General features: G+C 34.3%; 21 protein-coding genes and 1 riboswitch. Of the genes, 11 read left to right on the forward strand and 10 right to left on the reverse strand.

Annotated elements, in window-relative coordinates; genetic code table 11:
- Positions 1–50: 50 nt before the first annotated feature.
- Positions 51–1151: an ABC transporter ATP-binding protein gene (locus tag DPQ31_RS18720; RefSeq protein WP_000818938.1), complete on the reverse strand. Its 1101-nt coding sequence runs from the start codon at positions 1149–1151 to the stop codon at positions 51–53.
- Between the two features lie 265 nt (positions 1152–1416).
- Between DPQ31_RS18720 and malL the strand changes: the two genes are divergently transcribed.
- Positions 1417–3093 carry an oligo-1,6-glucosidase gene (gene malL / locus DPQ31_RS18725; RefSeq protein WP_087969761.1) on the forward strand — a complete coding sequence of 559 codons (1677 nt, stop codon included), beginning with the start codon at positions 1417–1419 and terminating at the stop codon, positions 3091–3093.
- A gap of 39 nt (positions 3094–3132) precedes the next feature.
- Here malL and DPQ31_RS18730 read toward each other — a convergent pair whose 3' ends face one another.
- A complete protein-coding gene (locus tag DPQ31_RS18730) occupies positions 3133–4893 on the reverse strand; it encodes an alpha-glycosidase (RefSeq protein WP_208730861.1) in 1761 nt (586 codons plus the stop codon).
- 326 nt (positions 4894–5219) lie between these two features.
- On the opposite strand from DPQ31_RS18730, the gene DPQ31_RS18735 reads away from it, so the two are divergent.
- From DPQ31_RS18735 to malR, 4 genes are all read left to right on the forward strand, one after another.
- Positions 5220–6479, forward strand: coding sequence for an extracellular solute-binding protein (locus DPQ31_RS18735; RefSeq protein WP_208730862.1), 1260 nt, complete (start codon positions 5220–5222; stop codon positions 6477–6479).
- 76 nt (positions 6480–6555) lie between these two features.
- The gene (gene malC, locus DPQ31_RS18740; protein WP_001195001.1) at positions 6556–7857 is read left to right on the forward strand and encodes a maltosaccharide ABC transporter permease MalC; all 1302 of its coding nucleotides are present in this window, start codon (positions 6556–6558) and stop codon (positions 7855–7857) included.
- Positions 7858–8700, forward strand: a complete 843-nt coding sequence (gene malD / locus DPQ31_RS18745) for a maltosaccharide ABC transporter permease MalD (RefSeq protein ID WP_001022595.1) — start codon at positions 7858–7860, stop codon at positions 8698–8700.
- A gap of 285 nt (positions 8701–8985) precedes the next feature.
- A complete protein-coding gene (malR, locus tag DPQ31_RS18750; protein WP_061529584.1) occupies positions 8986–10017 on the forward strand; it encodes a maltose operon transcriptional repressor MalR in 1032 nt (343 codons plus the stop codon).
- Between the two features lie 4 nt (positions 10018–10021).
- Here malR and DPQ31_RS18755 read toward each other — a convergent pair whose 3' ends face one another.
- Entirely contained in the window at positions 10022–11185 is a 1164-nt protein-coding gene (locus DPQ31_RS18755) for an aminotransferase A (RefSeq protein ID WP_000434560.1), read from the reverse strand.
- A gap of 118 nt (positions 11186–11303) precedes the next feature.
- Positions 11304–11504, reverse strand: a complete 201-nt coding sequence (locus DPQ31_RS18760; protein ID WP_000929282.1) for a hypothetical protein — start codon at positions 11502–11504, stop codon at positions 11304–11306.
- Positions 11505–11815: 311 nt separating this feature from the next.
- Here DPQ31_RS18760 and DPQ31_RS18765 point away from each other — a divergent pair, with 311 nt between their 5' ends.
- Positions 11816–13090, forward strand: coding sequence for a sensor histidine kinase (locus DPQ31_RS18765; protein WP_087969763.1), 1275 nt, complete (start codon positions 11816–11818; stop codon positions 13088–13090).
- Positions 13091–13128: 38 nt separating this feature from the next.
- Here DPQ31_RS18765 and DPQ31_RS18770 read toward each other — a convergent pair whose 3' ends face one another.
- Positions 13129–13878: a DUF3967 domain-containing protein gene (locus DPQ31_RS18770; RefSeq protein WP_000387496.1), complete on the reverse strand. Its 750-nt coding sequence runs from the start codon at positions 13876–13878 to the stop codon at positions 13129–13131.
- 238 nt (positions 13879–14116) lie between these two features.
- Here DPQ31_RS18770 and nucA point away from each other — a divergent pair, with 238 nt between their 5' ends.
- Positions 14117–14551, forward strand: coding sequence for a DNA-entry nuclease (gene nucA / locus DPQ31_RS18775; RefSeq protein ID WP_000811503.1), 435 nt, complete (start codon positions 14117–14119; stop codon positions 14549–14551).
- Between the two features lie 35 nt (positions 14552–14586).
- Complete coding sequence (locus DPQ31_RS18780; RefSeq protein WP_098137302.1) at positions 14587–14976, forward strand: competence protein ComJ; 390 nt, start codon at positions 14587–14589, stop codon at positions 14974–14976.
- A 37-nt stretch (positions 14977–15013) separates the two neighbouring features.
- Here the strand turns inward: DPQ31_RS18780 and metE are convergent, their stop codons facing one another.
- The 3 genes from metE to DPQ31_RS18795 form a co-directional block, all read right to left on the reverse strand.
- Positions 15014–17302, reverse strand: coding sequence for a 5-methyltetrahydropteroyltriglutamate--homocysteine S-methyltransferase (gene metE, locus DPQ31_RS18785; RefSeq protein ID WP_208730863.1), 2289 nt, complete (start codon positions 17300–17302; stop codon positions 15014–15016).
- 127 nt (positions 17303–17429) lie between these two features.
- A riboswitch (cobalamin riboswitch) is annotated at positions 17430–17619 on the reverse strand.
- 206 nt (positions 17620–17825) lie between these two features.
- Complete coding sequence (locus DPQ31_RS18790; protein ID WP_208730864.1) at positions 17826–18383, reverse strand: PadR family transcriptional regulator; 558 nt, start codon at positions 18381–18383, stop codon at positions 17826–17828.
- A gap of 116 nt (positions 18384–18499) precedes the next feature.
- Positions 18500–20041: an MDR family MFS transporter gene (locus DPQ31_RS18795; RefSeq protein WP_000449889.1), complete on the reverse strand. Its 1542-nt coding sequence runs from the start codon at positions 20039–20041 to the stop codon at positions 18500–18502.
- 434 nt (positions 20042–20475) lie between these two features.
- Here DPQ31_RS18795 and DPQ31_RS18800 point away from each other — a divergent pair, with 434 nt between their 5' ends.
- Positions 20476–20976, forward strand: coding sequence for a hypothetical protein (locus DPQ31_RS18800; RefSeq protein WP_000708174.1), 501 nt, complete (start codon positions 20476–20478; stop codon positions 20974–20976).
- Positions 20977–21007: 31 nt separating this feature from the next.
- Here the strand turns inward: DPQ31_RS18800 and DPQ31_RS18805 are convergent, their stop codons facing one another.
- A complete protein-coding gene (locus DPQ31_RS18805; RefSeq protein WP_000939445.1) occupies positions 21008–21241 on the reverse strand; it encodes an SPP1 phage holin family protein in 234 nt (77 codons plus the stop codon).
- A gap of 164 nt (positions 21242–21405) precedes the next feature.
- On the opposite strand from DPQ31_RS18805, the gene DPQ31_RS18810 reads away from it, so the two are divergent.
- The gene (locus DPQ31_RS18810) at positions 21406–22071 is read left to right on the forward strand and encodes a diguanylate cyclase domain-containing protein (protein WP_208730865.1); all 666 of its coding nucleotides are present in this window, start codon (positions 21406–21408) and stop codon (positions 22069–22071) included.
- A 645-nt stretch (positions 22072–22716) separates the two neighbouring features.
- Positions 22717–23379: a YkyA family protein gene (locus DPQ31_RS18815; RefSeq protein ID WP_000922477.1), complete on the forward strand. Its 663-nt coding sequence runs from the start codon at positions 22717–22719 to the stop codon at positions 23377–23379.
- Positions 23380–23410: 31 nt separating this feature from the next.
- On the opposite strand, the gene DPQ31_RS18820 is transcribed toward DPQ31_RS18815, so the two are convergent.
- Positions 23411–23869, reverse strand: coding sequence for a YkyB family protein (locus DPQ31_RS18820; protein ID WP_000804859.1), 459 nt, complete (start codon positions 23867–23869; stop codon positions 23411–23413).
- Between the last annotated feature and the right edge of the window lie 103 nt (positions 23870–23972).

Genomic DNA, 23972 nt, shown 5'->3' on the forward strand with positions numbered 1-23972 from the left:
CTCAATGTATGTGGACGGTTTTTTTGTATGTTATATACAAGAAAAATTTTTTAGCGAATACGTTGTTCGGTTTGGCTATCAAAGAAATGCGCTTTATTTAAATCAAATGCTAATTTAATTTGGTCTCCAGGTGAGAATATATGTCTTGCATCAACACGTGCTGCAAAATCTTGATTTCCAAGTTTCATATATAAAATGGATTCAGCACCTAACAACTCAGCAACTTCAATTTTTGATGTGAAAGTAGTAGATTGTGAAGCCTCTAAAAATAGTAGTTCATCATGAATATCTTCAGGACGAATTCCTAAAACGATTTCCTTATTTACATAACCTTGTTCACGTAATAATTTCATTTTTCCTTCAGATACTTTGATTTTCAATGAATTATCTATAACGAAATCAGTTTCAGTTAATGTACCACGGAAGAAATTCATCGCTGGAGATCCGATAAATCCGCCAACAAAAATGTTTTCAGGTGTTTCATATACTTCTTTTGGAGTTCCAATTTGTTGAATCTTTCCGTCCTTCATAACAACAAGACGGGAAGCCATTGTCATTGCTTCTGTTTGATCATGTGTTACATAAATTGTCGTTGTTCCAAGGCGATGGTGTAACTTAGAAATTTCTGAGCGCATTGCAACACGGAGTTTTGCATCTAAGTTTGATAATGGTTCATCCATTAAGAAAACTTTCGCGTCTCGAACGATTGCTCTACCTAACGCAACACGTTGTCGTTGTCCACCTGATAACGCTTTTGGTTTTCTATCTAAATATTGTTCAAGCCCTAAAATTCGTGCGGCATCTTTCACACGACGATCGATTTCATCTTTTGGTATTTTTCGAAGCTTTAATCCAAATGCCATATTATCATATACACTCATATGTGGATAAAGAGCATAGTTTTGGAAAACCATTGCGATATCACGATCTTTTGGAGGAACATCATTCATTAGCTTACCATCAATTGAAAATTCTCCTTTCGAAATATCTTCAAGTCCAGCTACCATTCGTAATGTTGTAGATTTTCCGCATCCAGAAGGACCAACAAATACGATAAACTCTTTATCTTGAATGTGTAAATTAAAATCTGTTACAGCGGTTACGTTATTATCATATATTTTATAAATGTTTTCTAATTTCAGTTCTGCCATGGTATTTCCCCCTAGAAAAAATTATGCAAACGTTTTCTTTGAGTTTATTATAAACGAATAGATTCAAAAAATAAATAAAAAAATAAAACGTTTTCATTTATTCGAGTGATATGTAGTAGTTTTCATATGTTTTCCTAGAAAAAGAAGAATAAAAATTGTAAGCGCTATTTTAAATTAAGATAGAATCTGTTATCATTCATTAATGAAAACGTTTGCGCCTTGGGAGAAAGATAAGAATGAATTACTAATGAAATGGGGTAGCATAATGGAAAAACAATGGTGGAAAGAAAGTGTAGTATATCAAATTTATCCTCGTAGCTTTATGGATAGTAATGGTGATGGTATAGGGGATCTTCGTGGTATTATTTCAAAGCTAGATTACTTAAAAGAATTAGGGATTGATGTAATTTGGTTATCGCCAGTCTATGAATCTCCAAATGATGATAATGGTTATGATATAAGTGATTATTGTAAAATTATGAACGAGTTCGGAACAATGGAAGATTGGGATGAGCTATTACATGAAATGCATGAACGTAATATGAAACTTATGATGGATTTAGTTGTTAATCATACTTCTGATGAACATAATTGGTTTATTGAATCACGTAAATCAATAGATAATAAATATAGAGATTACTATATATGGCGTTCTGGAAAAGAAGGGAAAGAGCCGAATAACTGGGGAGCAGCTTTTAGTGGATCTGCATGGCAATATGATGAAATGACAGATGAGTATTATTTACATCTGTTTTCTAAAAAACAGCCGGATTTAAATTGGGATAATGAACAGGTAAGACAAGATGTTTATGAAATGATGAAGTTTTGGTTAGAAAAAGGAATTGATGGATTCCGCATGGATGTTATCAATTTTATTTCTAAAGAAGAAGGTTTACCGACTGTTGAAACAGAAGAAGAGGGGTATGTTTCAGGTCATAAGCATTTTATGAACGGTCCAAACATTCATAAATATTTGCATGAAATGAATGAAGAAGTATTGTCTCATTATGATATTATGACGGTTGGTGAAATGCCTGGTGTAACGACAGAAGAAGCTAAATTGTATACAGGAGAAGCTAGAAAAGAACTACAAATGGTATTTCAATTTGAACATATGGATTTAGATTCAGGAGAAGGCGGAAAATGGGATGTAAAACCATGTCCACTTCTTACTTTAAAACAGAATTTAACAAAGTGGCAAAAAGCATTAGAGCATACAGGATGGAATAGCCTGTATTGGAATAACCATGATCAGCCGCGCGTTGTATCTCGTTTTGGTAATGATGGGATGTATCGTACTGAATCTGCGAAAATGTTAGCGACGGTGCTTCATATGATGAAAGGAACACCATATATTTATCAAGGAGAAGAAATCGGAATGACTAACGTTCGATTCGAATCAATTGATGAATATCGAGATATTGAAACGCTAAATATGTATAAAGAAAAAGTGATAGACCGTGGTGAAGATAAAGAAAAAGTCATGGAATCTATTTATATAAAAGGTCGTGATAATGCTAGAACTCCGATGCAGTGGGATGATCAGTATCACGCTGGATTTACAACGGGCGAACCTTGGATTACGGTAAACCCTAATTACAAAGAGATTAATGTGAAACAAGCAATCCAAGACGAAGGATCAATTTTTTATTACTATAAGAAATTAATTGAGTTACGCAAAAATAATGAAATAGTTGTGTATGGATCGTATGATTTAATACTAGATAATAGCCCTTCTATTTTTGCTTATGTAAGAACATATGGAGAAGAAAAGCTACTTGTGATTGCAAACTTCACTGCGGATCAATGTGTATTTGAATTGCCTGAGAACATTGTTTATAGTGAATCAGAACTGTTAATACACAATTATGACTCGGAAAATGGATTAATGGAAAACGTTACATTGCGTCCATATGAAGCAATGGTGTATAAATTGAAATAAGAAAAAGCCTTATGTCCGAGCGGCATAAGGCTTTTTCTATTACCATTTTAATATTGAGAATCCGTGCGGTGGAAGTGTAACTTGTAATACACTTGCTTCTGCTGAAAATTCTTCGTTTGTATATATATTGACTATTTTCTTCCTTGTAATATGGATAGGGAGTGAAGCTGTAATTTCATCGTTAGTAGGATTTAAAACGAAAAAGATAGTTTCATCTCCATATGTTTTCGTATAAGAAATGTAATTATGTTCATCATTTGCTTCGATGAATTGGAATGTACCATGTCCTCCAAATGCTTTATATTGTTTTCGTAATGAAAGTAATGTTTGTATATGTGTAAATAATACATGGTCTTGTTCTTTTGTATCCCAAATCATACATTTGCGGCAATCCGGGTCCATGCCGCCATCCATACCGATTTCGTCTCCATAATAAATACAAGGAGAGCCGATGTAAGAAAGATGGAATACATAGAGTAACTTTAACTTATTTTTATCTCCGTTACATGTTGTTAATATTCTTGGTGTATCATGGCTGTCTAATAAATGAAATGCGGCTTCATTTATATTCATAGAGTAGGAATGTAGGGATTCTGTAATTTGTTTCATGAATTCACTTGCTTTAATGGAATTGTTAGCAAAGTAAGAAAGTAGAGCATTTGTAACAGGATAGCTCATGACAGCATCAAATTGATCTCCGTGTAGCCATGGGAGGGCGTCGTGCCAAATTTCTCCTAAAATATATACTTCAGGATTTAACGCCTTTATCTCACTTCGGAATTCTCTCCAAAAGCAGTGGTCAACTTCATTTGCTACATCAAGGCGCCAACCGTCTATATTGAATTCTCTTACCCAATAACGCCCTACTTCAAGTAAATATTCTTTTACATCTGGGTGTGCAGTATTTAATTTAGGCATATACGGTGTAAATGCGAAAGTATCATAATTAGGAAGTGGCTCGGTTATAATTGGGAATTCATGAATGTGGAACCACTCTTTATATGCTGACTTTTCACCATGTTCTAGTACGTCTTGGAATTTATCGAAAAAGTAGCCACTATGATTAAACACAGCATCGAGCATTACTTTTATACCGTGTTTATGACATGCCCCAACAAGTTCTTTGAAAGTTTCTTTCGTCCCGAATTGCGGATCGATTTCCATGTAGTCAATAGTGTCATATTTATGGTTTGAATGAGCTTTAAAAATAGGTGTGAAGTATATTCCGGAAATCCCAAGTTTAACAAGGTAATCAAGGTTTTGAATAATACCAGCAAAATCTCCTCCGAAAAAATTAGTTGGAGTTGGTTCGGTACTTCCCCAAGGGAGGGTGTTTGCTGGATTTAATGTGCTGTCCCCGTTAGCGAATCGTTCTGGGAAAATTTGATACCATACTGTGTCCTTAATCCAAGGTGGTGCCATGAAAACGTCTTTTGTATGAATGAATGGAAAGCAGAAAAAGTTACCGACATCGTCATTTGGAATGTTTGAGAAAAAGCCTCGTTCTGCATAAATAAGAGTTTCTGTCTCAGTTTTTAATTCGAATCCATAACGTAAGCGCTTAAATTTTGGTTCGATTGAAATGGACCAATAATCAAATAATGCAGTAGAACCAGTTTTGTTCATCGGCGTATTTGACGTAATCCATTTTCCATCTGTCCATTCGTAAGGGTCACCATAAATAAGAGTGGCGATTTGAACATCGTTTCTCTTAGTACGTATTCGGATGTGAATTGTTTTTTCATCGTAAGCGTATGCATAATTATCTTTCGGCCTATGGTAAACGGCTTCTTTAAGCATATAGAAAATCCCCCTTTAATATCTCTATACATATTATTCCCTTAAATGTAATAATAAAGCCTGTATTGCAAACGATTGCCTTTCTATTAGCTTTAATATTGCTTATAAGAGTAGTATTCATTTCATATAAAGTCAATGTATAAAGAGCATAATGACATTATTTTTAAAATTAATATTTGCAAAATGAATAAAAGAATGTATAATGATAGACAAATAGCGCAAACGTTTTCATAGATTTGAGATAAGGTTTGCGCTTCTATTAAACTTTCAAATGCAAACGTTTTCAATTAGTAAGGTACATAGACAATTTAGGGAGGTTTTTTGGGATGAAGAAAGCATTATCATTATTAACGGTTTCGGCATTATCAATTGGTATGTTATCTGCATGTGGGCCGAAAGATTCAGGGAAAAAAGAGGAAAGAAAAGCGAAGAAAGACTATGACCTTCTCGTTTGGGAAGATGATAAAAAAGGCGTTGGTTTAGAACCAGCAGTGAAAAGCTTTGAGGAAAAATATAAAGTAAAAGTAAAAGTTGTTGAAATGCAAATGACAGATCAAGTGAAGAAGTTACGTCTTGATGGACCAGCGGGGACTGGACCGGATGTTGTAACATTGCCACACGATCAAATCGGAAATGCAGTAACAGAGGGCTTACTTTCTGAAGTGAAAGCAGATGATGCTGTTAAGAGTAAGTTTACTGATTTATCAATAGAAGCACAGACATATAACGGGAAACTATATGGCTTACCAAAAGCGATTGAAACACCAGTCTTTATTTACAATAAAAAGTTTATGCAAAAAGCACCAGAAACAATGGACGAATTGTTTAACTTCTCAAAAGATTTTACAAAGGATGGCAAGTACGGATTTTTAACATTAGGAGATAATTTTTACTTTGCTAATGCATTCATGGCAGGTATGGGTGGTTATGTGTTTGGTGAAAAAGATGGAAAACCAAATGCAAGTGATGTTGGGTTAAATAATAGTGGTGCTGTACAAGGTGCTGAATATCTTCAGAAATGGTACAAAGAAAAACTATTCCCGAAAGGTATTATCGGTGAATCTGGTGGACCTGCTGCTGATGGATTATTTAATGAAGGAAAAGCAGCTTCTATCATGAACGGACCATGGGCGTTCCAAGCGATGGAAAAGAACGGAATTGATTATGGTGTTGCTCCAATGCCAAAATTACCAAATGGTCAACCGATGAAAACGTTCGTTGGGGTAAAAGGATGGCATGTAACAAGCTTCTCTAAACAAAATGATTTAGCTACTAAATTCACTGAATGGGTAACGAATGAAGAAAACGCGAAAATTAGATTTGAGAAAACGAAAGAAATTCCGCCAGTAAAATCAGTAATGGAAGATCCGATTATTAAAGATAACGAAGCTGCAAAAGCGGTTGCAACGCAATCAGAAAATGGAATTCCAATGCCAAACATTCCAGAAATGCAAGAAGTATGGAAACCAGCTGGAGATGCCCTTCAATTAGTTGTTACAGATAAAGAGGCGCCAAAAGCAGCTCTTGATAGTGCAGTGAAGCAAATTAAAGGTAATATTGAGGCAAATCATAACAAGAAAAAATAAGGTGAAGTTCGTGCCTCTAATATGAGGGGCACGAATTCTCTCCCTTCCAAGTAGGAAGAAAAAAGGGGGAAGGAATATGCAAACATCTATGGAACCAATGAAAGATATGAACGGTTCAAAACATAGGAAAATGGCAACCATGTTATCAATCATTCCGGGCGTGGGCCAAATGTATAATAAACAATTTGTAAAAGGTCTTATTTTTCTAGTATTAACAGGTTCATTTATTGTAGCCTTTGCTGATTTATTAAATATGGGATTATGGGGGATTGTAACGCTTGGTACAGAAGTTCCACGTGATCATTCTGTCTTTCTATTAGTGGAAGGGATCTTAGCACTTATCGTTATCGGGTTTGGACTCGGAATATATGCATTTAATTTATATGATGCGTATCAAAATGGAAAGAAACGTGATATCGGAACACCTTTAAACTCTGTAAAAGAGCAATACCGTAATTTATTAGATCAAGGCTTTCCGTATTTAATGGTTTCGCCAGGTTTTCTACTACTTATCTTTGTTGTTGTATTTCCAATCATTTTCGTAATTTTAATTGGATTTACGAACTATGATTTATATCATTCTCCTCCAGCTAAATTAGTAGATTGGGTGGGCTTTAAAAACTTTATTGATATTTTCACACTACCGATGTGGAGAGAGACATTTTTAAGTGTATTCTCTTGGACGGTCATTTGGACATTCGTTGCAACGACATTACAAGTTGCACTCGGTATTTTTTTAGCGATTATCGTAAATCAGCCTGGTATTAAAGGGAAGGCAATTATTCGAACAATCTTCATTTTACCGTGGGCTGTTCCAGCATTCGTATCTATTCTTGTTTTCTCTGGTATGTTTAATGAAACATTTGGAGCAATTAACAATCAAGTATTGGCGTTATTCGGAATTGAAAAGATAGCTTGGATGACAGATCCATTTTGGGCGAAGATAGCTTTAATTATGATTCAAACGTGGCTTGGGTTCCCATTCGTCTTTGCAATGACAACAGGTATTTTGCAATCGATTCCAGGAGAATTATATGAAGCGGCTACAGTAGATGGAGCGACAGCTTGGCAACAGTTTCGTAAAATTACATTGCCACTTGTTTTATATGCAACAGCACCAATATTAATTACGCAATATACGTTTAACTTTAATAACTTTAGTATTATCTATCTATTTAACGGCGGAGGTCCTGCTGTAGCTGGACAAGATGCAGGTGGAACAGATATTTTAATTTCATGGATTTATAAGTTGACGATGACTTCAGCGCAGTACGGGAAAGCAGCAGCTCTTACAATGATTTTATCGTTAATCGTTATTACAGTTGCGTTATGGCAATTTAAGAGAACAAAATCATTCCAAGAAGAGGATATGATGTAAATGAATATTAAAAGACAGAAGATGTTACGTCTCTCATTAAGCTATTTCGTTATTTTTGTAATGTGTGCCATCATTTTCTATCCATTATTATGGATTATTGGCTCATCGTTTAATCCGGGTGATAGTTTATCTGGATCAAGTATTATTCCGCAAAATGCAACGTTAGATCATTATCGTAAGTTATTAGATCTAGAGAATAGTAATTACTTACTATGGTATAAAAACACATTAAAAGTAAGTGTTTTAACGATGATTTTCTCAGTGTTAGCAATTAGTTTTACTGCTTATGCATTTTCGAGATACCGTTTTGTTGGAAGAAAAAATGGCTTACTAACATTTTTAATTCTGCAAATGATTCCGAACTTTGCAGCGTTAATCGCTCTATACGTATTAGCGCAGTTAACAGGATTAATTGATACACACCTTGCATTAATTTTAATTTATGTAGGCGGGGCAATCCCTATGAATACATGGCTTATGAAAGGGTATTTTGATACGATTCCGAAAGAATTGGATGAGTCAGCTCGTATGGATGGAGCAGGGCATTTTCGTATTTTTTGGCAAATCATTATGCCGCTTGCAAAGCCAATCGTAGCGGTTGTAGCGTTATTCACTTTCATCGGTCCATTTACAGATTTCATTTTAGCGAGTATCATTTTGCGCACACCAGAAAATTATACTTTAGCAGTTGGATTATATGAAATGGTAGCGAAGAAATTTGGTAATGAATTTACGACGTTTGCAGCGGGTTCAGTATTAATTGCAATCCCAATTTCAATTTTATTCCTATCACTACAAAAATACTTTATCTCTGGTTTAACAGCTGGAGGTACGAAAGGATGAAAAATGGGACATTACGTCCCATTTTTCTTTTCATCTCCCTATAAAAAGCTTTATAGGGAGATGAAAAGAGATTTGACATCACATGTGAAAATAAGTGAAATAAATAGTATATTATAGTATAGGAAAAAAGAGCTATATCCCTTACAATACATGGAGAGGGAGAATATGATAAGTTTTGCAAGATAAAATAAATAAATGAAAGTTTATGACTTCTCCTATGACTTGCAACGAGTGCAAGATAAAATATATGAAAAATGGCAGAGAAGTGAGAGGAGGGGATTTTTTATGACAGTTACAATTAAAGATGTGGCGAAGAAGGCGAACGTAGCACCATCAACTGTTTCTCGTGTAATTGCTGATAATCCAAGTATAAGTGAAAAGACAAAGCGCCGTGTTCGAAAAGTAATGAGTGAATTAGGATATCATCCAAATTTAAATGCAAGAAACCTTGCGAACCAAACGACGAAGACACTTGGTCTTGTTATGCCAAGCTCTGCAAGTAAAGCTTTTCAAAATCCGTTTTTCCCGGAAGTTATAAGAGGAATTAGTTCATTTGCACATGTGGAAGGGTATGCACTTTATATGTCGACAGGTGAAACGGAAGATGAAATTTTTAATGGTGTTGTAAAAATGGTACAAGGGCGTCAAATTGGTGGTATTATTCTTTTATATTCAAGAGAGAACGATCGGATTATTCAATACTTGCATGACCAAAACTTCCCGTTTGTTTTAATTGGAAAACCATATGATCGAAAAGATGAAATCACATATGTAGATAATGACAATTATACAGCTGCAAGAGAAGTGGCAGAATATTTAATTTCACTAGGACATAAACAGGTCGCGTTCATTGGTGGTGGCTCAGATTTACTTGTAACAAGAGATCGTTTAGCAGGTATGAGTGATGCTTTAAAATTAGCAGACATTGTATTACCGAAAGAGTATATTTTACATTTTGATTTTTCAAGGGAAAGTGGTCAACAAGCTGTTGAAGAGTTAATGGGACTAAAACAACCACCGACAGCAATTATAGCTACGGATGATTTAATTGGACTTGGTGTGTTAAGTGCGCTTTCTAAAAAAGGATTCGTTGTACCGAAAGACGTTTCAATTGTAAGCTTTAATAATGCTTTATTATCAGAAATTGCGAGTCCGCCGCTTTCAACAGTTGATGTGAATATATATCAGTTAGGATATGAAGCAGCAAAAGCTTTAGTTGATAAAGTGGAGAATGCTGAATCTACTGCCAAGTGTATCATTATTCCGCATAAATTATTGAAGCGTCAAACATGTGATCATTATGCAAAAAAAAGCTAGGAGTTTAACTCTTAGCTTTTTTTTGTAGAAAGGCTTCTAAACGATCACAGCCTTCTTTTAAAGTTTCGATACTATATGCATAGGAAAGGCGAAGATAACCTTCACCATACTCAGAAAATGCTGTTCCAGGAACGATGGCTAGTCCAGCTTCTTTTACTAGATCAAGTGCAAAATCAAATGATGAAGATGTTAAATGGCCAACATATGGGAATAAGTAAAATGCACCTGTTGGTTTTTCAACTGTTAGCCCCATTTGAGTGAGTCTATTATATACGTAATCACGGCGTTTTTTGTATTGGTGGCGCATCATCTTCGGTGCGTCTTTAGCGGCAGTTAATGCTTCGATTGCGGCATATTGGGCGATTGAAGTAGCACATGTTACATTGTATTGATGAACTTTTAAAATATGTCCTGCTAAATAGTTTGGTGCGAATAAAAGTCCAACACGCCAGCCAGTCATAGAATGTGATTTAGATAAACCGTTAATGACGATCGTCTTTTCACGCATTTCTGGGAAATGGGCGATAGATGTGTGTTTTTCTTCGTATACAAGTTCGCTGTAAATTTCATCTGAAAGAACAAAAATATTTTTATCTTTTAAGACTGATACAATATCTTTTAATTCTTCTTTTGATAAAGTTACACCAGTTGGATTAGAAGGATATGGCAGTACGACGCATCTCGTTTTTTCTGTAATAGCATTTTCTAGTGCTGCAGCAGTTAAACGAAATCCAGTTTCACGAACATCTACAAAAATTGGCGTTGCGCCGCATAGTCGAATAATAGGCTCGTAACCTGGATAAATAGGAGCAGGCAAAATTACTTCTGTCCCGGGCTCTAAAATCGTTCGGAATGCAACGTCAATTGCTTCACTAGCACCGATTGTAACGATGGTTTCGTTTTCAGCTGAATAATGTAAATCGTAGTTATCTTTTACAAAGTTACAAGCGGCCTTTCGTAATTCTAGTAAACCAGCGTTATGTGTGTAGCTTGTATAATTTTCTGTAATGGCCCGTTTTGCCGCTTCTTTTACGAGAGAAGGTGTAGGGAAATCGGGTTGCCCAATTGTTAAAGAGATAAGATTATCATAGTTTTGAATCATATTAGAGAATTGGCGGATTCCAGAAATTTGGATGTCCTTTACTCTAGGATTAATGAATTGTTCCATTGTATCTCCCTTTCTTCCGTTTGAAAATTAAGTTCATTTTATCATACTTTCTATGATTGCGCTTTGTATATGAAATTTAGAAAGAGAGAACAGAAAAAAAGCCGCTATAAGCGACTTTTTAGTATCCGTATTCCCAATCTATTTCATCTTCATTCCAAAGTACAGAGGATACTTTGCCAAGGTGAACAACTGATTCGTTCACAGCACATGTGCAATCTGCTTCTCCTGTTTTATGCTGTAATTCCTCATACACTGATTTTTCAACATTTTCTAGAACTACCAAATTTTCTTCTTTTAAAACAAGCGTAGTACCTGCCATATTTATCTTCCTCCTACTAAAGTAATGATCACTTATTTGTAAACATAGATAGTATGGATTATATGCTGTATTTTACTATAGTTGTCCGTCTAGTGAAGTATTTTTTATATTTTCTTTGTAATCCGTATTCATTGTATACTGCATGAAGGAAATTTGGTACAGGGTTTACAATCATTTCGAAAATCTGTAACAATTAATATGTGTTGTTAACAAAGAATTAACAAATATGTTAAGAAAAATCAAAATTTTAAAACAAATACACTAATAAAATGATATAATCATATCAAAATACATATAGGGGATGAGAGGCTATGGAGCTTATCCGTGATTTATTGATCCAAATTGCCATCATTATTTTGCCATTATTTTTATATGAAGCGATTCGTTTAAATCGCTATCAAGAAATGCCTCCGAAGCCGAATCGTTACTTTATTATGTTTTTATCTAGCGTTACGCTCGTTCTCTCCATGACATATTCTATTTGTTTTGACAATGTTTGCGGGTATAACTTTCACCCAATCCCAATTGTCAGTGGTTTTTTATATGGTGGGATTGTCGGTTTAATCCCAGCAGTTATTTTTGTTACATATGAATGGGCACTAAAAGGAATGAGCATTCTCCCAGTTGTAGAAGTAATATTTCTATTGATAGTTCCATTGTTCTTATCAAAGAAATGGTCTCTTTTTTCAAGGGGTAAGAAGCTAATTTTAGCATTTATGATTTCGTCATTTTATGTGTTGGTTTTTCTAGTATTTGGTATAATTAATATGCTGTTAGAAACAGGTTTTACACCGTATATTTCGCAAATATATAGCGGATTTATATTTGCCTCGCTTATTATGGTTATGACTATGGTATTTCAGGTGTATTTAACGGAATATTTAAATGAAAACGCATTACTACGTACTGAGATGCAAAAATCAGAAAAACTTAATATCGTAAGTGAATTAGCAGCAAGTGTTGCACATGAGGTTCGAAATCCGCTCACTGTTGTTCGTGGATTTATCCAATTGCTAGAAAGTACGGAAGAAATGAAGAATAAGGACTATATGCGTCTCGTATTAGCTGAATTAGATCGGGCGGAACAAATTATTTCAGATTATTTAAATTTAGCAAGACCGCAAATTGAGAAAAAAGAACACATTTGTTTATCCGCGCAACTTATAGAAATGACTACTTTAATGTCATCATTTGCAGCGATGCAAGGTGTATATTTGCAAGTTGAGATTTCTGAGAGCCTTTATACGATTGGTGATAAGACGAAATTGAAGCAAGCTATTATGAATGTTGTTAAAAATGGTATTGAAGCAATTCAAGGAAATAAAGGATATTTAAAAGTAACGGCTGTTCAAAAAGACGAAACAATCGTAATAAGAGTTAAAGATAGTGGCGTTGGTATGACAAAAGAACAGTTAGCAAGGCTTGGACAACCGTATTATTCTTTAAAAGAAAAAGGGACAGGATTAGGACTTATGGTGACATTTAGTATTTTACAAGCGCATAATGGTACACTGGAATATAAAAGCGAAAGCGGAAAAGGTACTGAAGCGATTATTATATTACCAGCTGTAAGAAATAAGGAATAAAAGTTACCGATGGAAGGTAACTTTTTATTTTATATTGTTTATTCGTTTGTTCTTTCTTGTTTTGTTCGGCTAAATAAACTTTTAAATGAATGGAAGAAACCTTGTTCTTTTGAGGCGGCGACCATTCTTTTTGTTTCTTGAATTTCGCGAATAACTTGCATAAGTTGTGTATCACGGTTACTGTCTTTATTATAAATTTGATTAACGAGTTTATTCATTTTTTCTTCTTGCTTGGATTCTCGTTTATACATATGATTCATTAATAAGTCCATCTTTTCTTTTTGCAAGGCATCTGTTTGAGCGGCGTGATCAACTAACTCTTGTAGCATTTTTTCTTGAGAGCCTTCTTTTACATAAACTTGTTGCATCAATTCATCTAATTTTTCATCTTTCAAACGATTTTGTGTAATTAGAGTAGAATTTTGATGAATAATTGCTTCATTTAATTGAGCGAGCATTTCGAGTTTTAACATGAACTCCTCAAAGTTACGCCCATCTTCTTTTTCTTTCGTTTGTATTTCTTGCTTATCTTGTATAGCGGGTACAGGCGGGGCCTCTTTTTCTTTTAAAATAATAGGTATCGTTTCTGAAATATCTTCTTGCAGTTTAGCAGCTCTTTCATGTATAGATTTCAATAGTTTTAAATCATCCAGTTTATAAATACGAGCATCAGCTGTTTTTGAAATGATATACCCATGTTCCTCTAACAGTTGGCTATATTTACGGACTATATGTTTTGGGATGCCTGTTTTATTCGTGACATCTTTTGTTTTATAGATAGCTTCCATGTTATTTCCTCCCCAAAAAGTATCGTATATATCATTTCAATCTTTTTATGAGGACTTCCTTTGAAAAAGAATGTCGGAAGGTTATTAGTTTTCTACAGCATTAGTGAAAAGATGAAGAAAAATGAGAGATTTTTGGCGGAATGGCGAAGAAGAGCTAAAATAATGTCTGAAAACATATACAGGAGAAGTTTGTTATAATAACGGAGGAAAAGAAACTGGTAGAATCATGGAGGTATACATGAAGCAATTAAAAGGTATTATCATTTCAATTATTGCAATTCTTTCTATTGTAGTAGCGGTGTATGAAGTACTTGTTCCAGAGGAAACAAGTATCAAAAAAACGAATGCGTATGATCAAGTTCTAGAATTTCCGAAAGAGCGATATCCAGAGACAGGGAAACATATTACGGATGCTATAAAAGAAGGACATTCAGAAGTTTGTACAATTGATCGTGGTGGTGCTGGAGATAGAAGGAAATTATCGTTAGCTCCATATCCATCAAAAAAAGGCTATGATCGTGATGAATGGCCAATGGCGATGTGTAAAGAAGGCGGAAAAGGGGCGCATATTGAATATATAAGTCCAGCGGATAATCGCGGAGCAGGTTCTTGGGTAGGAAATAAGTTAGATAAATATCCAGATGGTACGCGTGTGAAATTTGAAGTGAAGTAGTGTTACATATTTCATAATGAAGGAGAAGGGGAACGATGGAGTTAACAATTTCTTATTCACAATTAATGTTGATGAACTATGACGGTGAACAGCCTTACGTAGACTGGACGGATGAAGATTTTGATAGAGGTTATGCTAAGGCGGATGGAACTGTTATTTTTGAAGCACTTTCTGATTATACTTGTGAAATAAAAGTGACTTGTGGAAAACATATTGAGAAAGAAGAAGTAATTAGAACAGTTACGGTTCCTTTTACAGTTAAAAATGAATGTATCGTTGTAACGAGTATTCTTTCAAATAAATTTCAAATTCCTATTCCAAATGGTGAGTATACAGTTGTATTGCAGGTAATTCCTCTTGAAGAACCAACGGATGATGAGTTATATAAACTACAATACGAATTCTTTTTTGAAAGTAAAGAATAAAAAATGGGTTATCCTAAGGAAGGATAACCCATTTTTGTTATGCATTTGTTTTTAAAAGGGAACGAGCATCTTTTGCTGCTTGCACCATGTGTTCTAAAGCTGGAATAACTTCTTCCGTTTTTCTTGTTTTTAAACCACAGTCAGGATTAATCCAGAAATATTTAGGATCACATACTTGTAAAGATTGTTCTACGATTTCAAACATTTCATCTTTACTCGGTACACGTGGGCTATGAATATCGTATACCCCTAGACCGATCCCTTTTTCATATGTTGTATGTTTTAATGTATCAATAAATTCTCCGTGACTACGTGATGTTTCGATAGAAATGACATCCGCATCTAATGCACGAATAGCATCTACAATATCTTCGAAGTTACTGTAACACATGTGCGTATGAATTTGCGTTTCATTGGCTACAGAAGATGTTGCTAAAAGGAAGGATTGAACTGCCCATGTAATATATGCATCCCAATCTTTTTCTTTTAGTGGCATTCCTTCACGAAGCGCTGGCTCATCGACTTGGATTACTCTAATTCCAGACGATTCAAGTAATTCAATTTCATGACGAAGTGCTAATGCAATTTGATAGGAAACTTCTTTTCTTGAAATATCATTTCGAACGAATGACCAATTTAAAATAGTGACAGGTCCAGTTAGCATACCTTTTACTACTTTTTCTGTTAAGCTTTGTGCGTATACAGTTTCTTTAATAGTCATTCCATTTATAAAGGCAACATCACCATAAATAACAGGTGGTTTCACGCAACGGGAACCATACGATTGTACCCAACCGTTTTTAGTGAAGGAGAAACCAGCAAGACGTTCACCGAAGTATTCGACCATGTCAGTTCTTTCAAATTCACCATGAACAAGAACATCAAGACCGATTTCTTCTTGGTAACGAATCCATTTTTCTGTTTCTTTTTCAATAAATTGCTCATATTGTTCATTTGAGATAACGCCGTTACGCCATTCTTTTCGCGTTTGACGAACTTCAGTTGTTTGCGGGAAGCTACCGATAGTTGTTGTTGGTAACAACGGTAACTGCAGAGCAACTTGTTGTAATTCGTATCGTTTTTCAAATGGAAGAGGGCGTGAAAAATCTTCTTCTTTTAGTGCTGTTCGTGCTGCTTTGACATCTTCTCGGTTACGTGCAGCAGATGAACGTATTGTATGGTGCGCATTGCGATATGTTTCAAGTTCGTTACTAATGCTTTCTGTACCTTGAGTCAAAGCAGAATGAATAAGAACTAGTTCTTCTAATTTTTGGTTTGCAAATGCTAGCGCATCAAATAGTTCAGTCGATAAGTGAGTTTCTTCGGTTTTATCAATTGGTGAATGCAATAAACTACAAGAAGGCTGAACGATGAAATTTTTTGTTTGGACTTGTTTTTGTAACGTTGTAAATAACGTAAGAATTTCATCAAGGTCCGCTCTCCAAATGTTACGGCCATCTATACAACCGACTGCTAAAGTTTTGTCAGCTGGGAATCCGTATTTCGCAATAGCATTTAAATTACCTTCTTTACCGTGAACGAAATCTAAACCAACACTAGATACAGGGAATGTAATAATTTCTTCATAGTTTTCTTCTACACTATCAAAATATGTTTGTAAAAGAAGATTCGCGTTTGGAACTTCTTTACGAATAGTTTCATAAATTTCTTTCGCATGCTGAATTTCTTCTTTAGTTAAAGAAGCGAAAATCGGTTCATCAACTTGAATGATTTGTGCACCAGCCGCATGTAGTTCTGAAAGTAGTTGTACGTAAGGTGTAACTAACTGTTTTAAAATAGTAGCAAATTGATCTTGTTTATAGCCTTTTGCTAATTTTAAGAAAGTATATGGTCCTAAAATAACAGGCTTTCCATCTACGCCTAATTCTTGTTTTGCCTCTTCGTATAAGCGAAGTGGACGATTATCTTTTAAAGAGATTTGTAATCCCTCTTCATATTCAGGAACAATATAATGATAGTTTGTGTTAAACCATTTAGTCATTTCGGAAGCTACGTGATCTTTAGAGCCACGCGCCATTGCAAAATATACATCAAGGTAAGATGTAAACTCAGAAAAACGTGACGGGATAAAACCTAACATATAAGCAGTATCCAGAACGTGATCATAATATGTAAAATCGCCGACTGGAATGAGTTCAATTCCTTTTTCTTGCTGTACTTTTACGTGTTGAAGGCGAATTTCTTTCATCGTTGTTAAAAATTGTTCTTCATCAATTTTATTGGACCAAAAAGCTTCCAATGTTTTTTTCCATTCTCGTTGTAGTCCGATACGTGGATAACCTAAGTTACTTGTTTGAATTGCCATTTTAAATTCCTCCCTAATTGAAAGTAAGCATTTCCGTTTACTAGGAAATACTTATAACAAAAAGTACAAAGACATAGAAAATAAGCCTTCCTTTTTGTTTTAACACCTCATCATCATCCGTGAATCTATCAGTGTTGTTAAAACAGGCAGGTCTCCTGACTTATGCTTCATATAATTTCTTTCACCTTCCCGTTCTCACAGTGGCACTAACAAAGAAATCTCAGCATTTACAGTGGCGGGACCGTGTTGGAGTTTCACCAAGCTTCCCTTTTAAACACGAAACGAAATTTTCGTGTACCTATTTTCCTTTTGAAAGGAATTTAACAAGCGATATGATATTGAAACAAATTCTAACACAATTTTTGGAATTTTGTCTACTGTTTTAAAATAAGAAAATTCTAAAGGTTTTATTTCTTAATATTCTGAATAATTTAGGTGTTTTTCAGATTAATGATATATAATGGAATGTGAAAATATAGAAAAATTGAGCGAGTAAAGAAGAGGGAACGTCTTCTTTACTCGCTCAATTTTCATCTACATCAAATTTTGAAAGTCGTCCTGCTATGGCATCGTTAAGGAGGATGCTTAACCATTGTAATTCAACGGTAATATGCTCAATAACACTTTGTAAAATATATAGTTGTGCACGTGGAATTTTTCCTTTACTGCAATCATATATAGTTTGCATTTTATGTAAATATTGAACGGTATCATGTTTCTTTTTTTCTAAAATTGGAACCAATTCTTGATCATCACCAAAATGAGTGAAAGAAAGTGCTGAATAAATTGGTTTATATATTTGGTTTTTTGCTTCGAACTGTTTTAAGAGTAACGTGTGAAATAGTTGTTTACCTTCCTCTGTTATATGAAAGATTGTTTTATCTGGTCTATTCGTATCACGAACAATAGTTGTAATGCGAATTGCACCTTGCTTTTCTAATTGCTCGAAGGCGTAATAAAGTGATCCTTTTGCATATTTAATATAATAATCCATCTGTCTGTCTTTCATTATGTGCTGCACTTCATATGGATGTTTATCTCCTTCGAGTAGCAAGCCGAGAATGACTAATTTCATGCTCATTCTGTCTCAACTCCTGTACATAAAAACTGTATCCCTACTAATTAAAGTTTGATTTTATACATATTATAAACGGCATATCCTTTTTCATAAAGGGATATGCCGTTCCTTTTTTTATACTAACTTACTTGTTTTTGCTTTTGTTTCGCTTTCGGTCCTGTAAATAGGCGTTCATTTCCCATAAGTAAAATACAAATAATACTTAGTACAGCTGGGATCAGTGCCCAGAAGAATGTGTTGGCAATAGATGTAGCGAGAGCTTCTTTAATACCAGTTAATATTTCTGCTGGAATCTTCTCGGTAGCACCTGGTGATAATAAGAAACTTGTGTCTCCACCTTTTGGAGCTAATTTTGCAAGTTCAGGAGGGAACACAGTGTTTAATTTATTAATAAAAATATGATTTTGAATTGTACCGAAAATCGTTACACCAAGAGTCATACCGAGTGAACGGAAGAATGAGTTTGTTGATGTAGCAGAACCACGGTCTCTCATTTCTAATTTATGGATAGAAGACATACTTAAAACTGAGAATGAGAAACCAACCCCAAGTCCAGCGAGAACCATAAATAGCGTTACGAGCATACGAGGTGTGTCCATTGTTAAGGTGCTTAGTAAATAAATACCAAGAACGAAGAAAACGCCAGATACCATCATAATGTTACGATAGCTTGTTCGTGAAGCTAACTGTCCACCTGTTTGACTTCCGATTACAGAGCCGACCATCATTGGTGTTAAAATTAATCCAGCATTTGAGGCTGAACCTCCGAGAACACCTTGAACGAAGATTGGGATATAAACTGTACAGATGATAAAAGCAGCACCATAGAAAAAGGCAACGCCTTGGCTAGCTGCAAATAAAGGTTTTTTAAATAGATGGAAAGAAATGATAGGCTCAGTTGCTTTTCGTTCTACGAAGAAGAAAATAATAAGCATAATAACAACAGTTGCAAATAAACCGATAATTACATTAGAGTCCCATGCATACGTTTTACCACCAAGTTCTAGTGCGAACATTAAGCAAATAATACTAATGACAAGTGTAATAGCACCAGCCCAATCAATTTTTTGTTTTCTAAATTCTAGAGATTCACTGTAGTATTTAGTAATGAAGAAGAAGGAGATAAGCCCTAATGGAATATTAATATAGAAGACCCAATGCCAACTTATATAGTCCGTAATATAGGCACCTAATAAAGGTCCAAATACACTTGATGTCCCGAAAACTGCACCGAATAGCCCTGTCATTTTCCCACGTTTTTCTGGCGGGAATATGTCATACATAATTGTGAAGGCGATAGGCATAAGGGCGCCACCACCAATACCTTGAATTGCTCTATAAATACTTAATTGTTCAATACTAGATGCTGTCCCGCAAAGTGCAGAACCGAATAAGAAAAGAATGAGTCCACCAATATAAAAACGTTTCCGTCCGTACATATCAGAAAGTTTTCCGAAAATAGGCATCCCTGCCATTGTTGCTACCATATATGCCGATGTGACCCAAACAAACTTGTCAAATCCTCCCAAGTCTCCGACAATCGTCGCCATTGCGGTTGCAACAATTGTATTATCCATTGCTGCCATTAAAATACCAAGTAGTAAACCAGCAACAACAAACTTTGTATTGTTGGAGTCTTTTTTTGATAGTTGAGTTTCCAAATATGCCCCTCCTTTAATAATAAGTAAACTATATTAAGTTTTAAATGCAACGCATAAAAATCTAAAGCATAGTTCCTCTTAAATTCTCTTACATAAGTGCACTGACATGCCATAAAGAATATTATAGTCAAATTTGACTAAAAGGCAAACTTTTTCTTTCACCAAAATATCCTTTTGTATGGAAAGAAAAAGAGTGAGCAATACTGAATATTGTTATAAAGTCAATGAAGTAAATTGTAAAAAATATTTCAGTAAGAATACTTCCTGTTAACAGTTGAAAAATGGTTTTTTCTTTATATTGTCGAATAGGATAAAAGGAAGGGAACTATTAAATATCGTTTGTAACAAGCGTTCATCATTTTTGTAGTTTATTGTGTAAAGCGAAAGAATAGAATTGTATGGATGGTACATCTGAAATGAGGTGAATATATATTATGAAAATATGGAAGCGAATTTCGGATCAAGGAAGGGATACAATACCGTTACAGCCGGTATTGTGGATTGATGGCTCAAAAAAGGAAGGCGAACTTCCTAATGTAGCAGTTACATTACAAATCCGTAGTATGTATGAAGAAAAATTTTCATATGAACTAATCTATGATGTAAACGACATACTTATTATGCGAATTGAAGTTGAAAATAAAGGAATTGAAGTGATTTCACGAGTCGTTGTAAGTCATATGATTAGAGATTACTTTTCGTATATTCCGAATTCTCTGCAGGTTAATAAGGGGATGAGCGAGTTTTTATTCCAGCTTGTAAGGTGGAGAATCGATAATTTATTGCCGAACGAGAAGGTGGAACTAAGTTGTAAATTAAAAGCAAATAAAGATAAAGCGGTTAAAACTGCATTGTTTAAGGCTACATACACATTTCAACATAAAGCAGTCTCATATGGCCCCTTGCAAACAAATGAAGTTGTGGTGCGGCAATGATAAAAAGGAACCTGTGCGAAAGGTTCCTTTTTTAATGGAGGTTGTGCTTCTTGAGTATTTTCTTTTGTTCGATTCCTTTTTTTCCTACATAGTTATTTTTATAACCAAAATATAGAATGAATAGAAATGAAATAACATTTACAATAGCGTCGATTTGATCGTTCGTAATAAAGTTTATTCCGAAAGAGGTAAATAGTAGCTTTAATGATAACAAAAAACCAGCTAGTAAACGTATAGCATCTGATAGATTTTCTTTTTGTAGCATATAGGTCACTCCTTTCTATAAACGATATATAGTATATATATGAAATAGAATAAAAAAGGAATACAAGCTCTAGCGGAAATGTACATAGAATATGTACATTTTTTATTTGGTAGAAAAACATTATTGTTATAGAAACATATATTGGTATAGAAAGGAGAGGAAGTATGAAACATAAAGGGAAGATTAGTGGATTATTACTAGGGAATACTGTTGCTGTTACGGAATGGATTGCGCTTCAGGATGTAATTGCAAAATTAGATTCGCGATCATTTTATACTGTCTTTATTATTTATATTTTGCAACTGTTGCTAAGTTGTTACTTTGGCCATTGGTACGATAAAAGAGAAAACGGACGTATGAATATGGAAGTAGGGGGAATGGCAAGTAATGATTTTGTTGTTGATTTTTTTGAAAAAGTAGCTGCTTTATCTGAACGAGATTCTCGCAATATTACAGTGTACATTCTTTCCGTTAAAGAATGGGAGGGATTAAAGGAAACAGTGCAAGAAAAAAAGTTGGAAGCGTTAGTACAGAGAGTGGAGTCTACTATTGTAAAGACGATTCGAAAAGGTGATGTCGTTACAAAATGGGATGAAAATAAATATGTTATTGTAGCGATTGATAATGGTCATGAAAAATCAACAATAACACGACGATTAATGAAAAATATTGAAAGTGAAATAGAAAGTGGAATAGAAAGTGGTTTATTAAGTGTGACGCTATTACTTGGGGCTGCTAGTTATCCAGTAGAAGGGAAAACTTTTGAAGAATTGTTAAGAAAGGCACAGAATCAATTGTACCAGTATAGAAATTTGAAAGACAATGAGTAAAACTTTGAGTTGAAGAAATATGATATGAAGAAATTCGGATTGTAACATTTTTTTGACTTTTATTACAAAAACAACTTTTATTGTAATAAAAGTCTTTAAAAATATATGAAATAGGCATATAATTATGATGGATGTGTCAATGCATTTGCACAATGTGTTTCATTTTAAAAGTGTAGAGGAAAACATGCTCTACACTTTTCCTTTTTAGGAAAGGAAAAGAATATTTGTAAGTTGTTGCGAGGTAGTATTTGTACTGTGTAAAATGAACAAAGAGATTATTTGATAGAAAGCGGAAAGGGAATGATAGATGTGAGAGATCGACAATCATCTTTTATCAGGTGAATTATTATAGTTGTTCTTCTAATTATTATGGCTCTGGTGAATTCCATTGTATTTTAAGGTAATACATAGTGTGAGTAGAGAATGAAAAGTGCAAAGTGAAATATACTTAGTAGATGGACATGAAACTGCTACATAATTCAAAGAGAATAACGTGAAAAATAATTTCAAGTAATAAATGTGTACAAGCATGATAAACAATACTGATGATCTTCGTAAAAAAGATGCGAGTGTGAAGTGTATAGAAGGATTATATGATTTTTATAGCTTTTTTACACAAGGATCGTTTATAAGTAGGAGGAAAAGATGTTGAAATATAGTAAATTAGCAATTGTAGCCACATTATCAATGGTTTTATTAGCGGGTTGTTTCGGGCCAAAACCAGAAGAGGAATTATATGTAGCATTTGAAAATGCTGCCAAGCAAGAAAAAACAATGTTTGAAGATGCAAAGAAACTTGAAACTTTAGAAAAAGAGGGACAAGAATTATATAACCAGATTGTTCAAGAAGGAAAAGATAATAATCAAACTGTTAAGGAAAAACTGAACCAAGCAGTGAAAAATACAGATGAACGAGAAAAAGTGCTTAAAAAAGAAAAAGAATCTTTAAATAAGGCGCAAGAAGAAGTGAAATCAGCAGATAAATATGTGAAGAAAATTGAAGATAAGAAATTGAAAGAGCAAGCGGATAAAGTGAAAAGCACATATGAGAAACGACATGATTCATTTAACAAAATGTATGACAGCTATAATAAATCGTTAAAACAAGAAAAAGAATTATATACAATGTTACAAGATAAAGGTACAAAATTAAAAGATATTAGTGAGAAAGTTAAAGTAGTAAATCAATCGTATAAGGATATTGAGTCAGAAAAAGATAAGTTTAATGAATTCACGAAATCTTATAATACAGAAAAAGTTGCATTTTACAAGCAAGCCAATATTAAAATTAAAGAAGAGAAAAAATAAAACAGTTTGGCCAAACATAGGCCAAACTGTTTTATTTTTTTGTATAAGTGCGGCTATACCATGGAACAGGTTCACTTAATTTTTTTTCTTGTTTCAGTGCTTCAGGACCAATATAATCTTGAAGTGTTTTTTTGGAAACTGTTAAAGACAAGGTTGTTTTCGGGTTTCGGTAGGAGGATTCAAGATGACCAAGATGTGGTAGGTTTCGAAAATCTTCTTTCGTAGGAGGGATGTGGAAATAATAATCGCCTAACCGTATAAGAACATCAGATTGTTGTTGGCTAAAACGTGGATTTCTAGAGAAATGTAATCCTTCTTTAATTGCTTTTTTTTCGGCGATTAAACGCTCTAAAGCTGTCTTTTTTAACCAGTATAAATATTTAGGGTTAGTTGCAGCTTTGGCATGACGATTCACAACGAAAATAGATTGAGCTAGTCGATTAATAGGATGTTGGTTTTGTAATTGAGATTGTGGTTGTGAAGGTTTCATATTGAATCTCCTTTCAATTTTTCATTATTATAACATAAATAAAAGAGGTTTTTATTATATGCAAAAAGTGATTGTATACATTTTCAATATTAAAGCAATATTG

The organism is Bacillus sp. COPE52 (assembly GCF_003355115.1).
Classification (GTDB): Bacteria; Bacillota; Bacilli; order Bacillales; family Bacillaceae_G; genus Bacillus_A; species Bacillus_A toyonensis.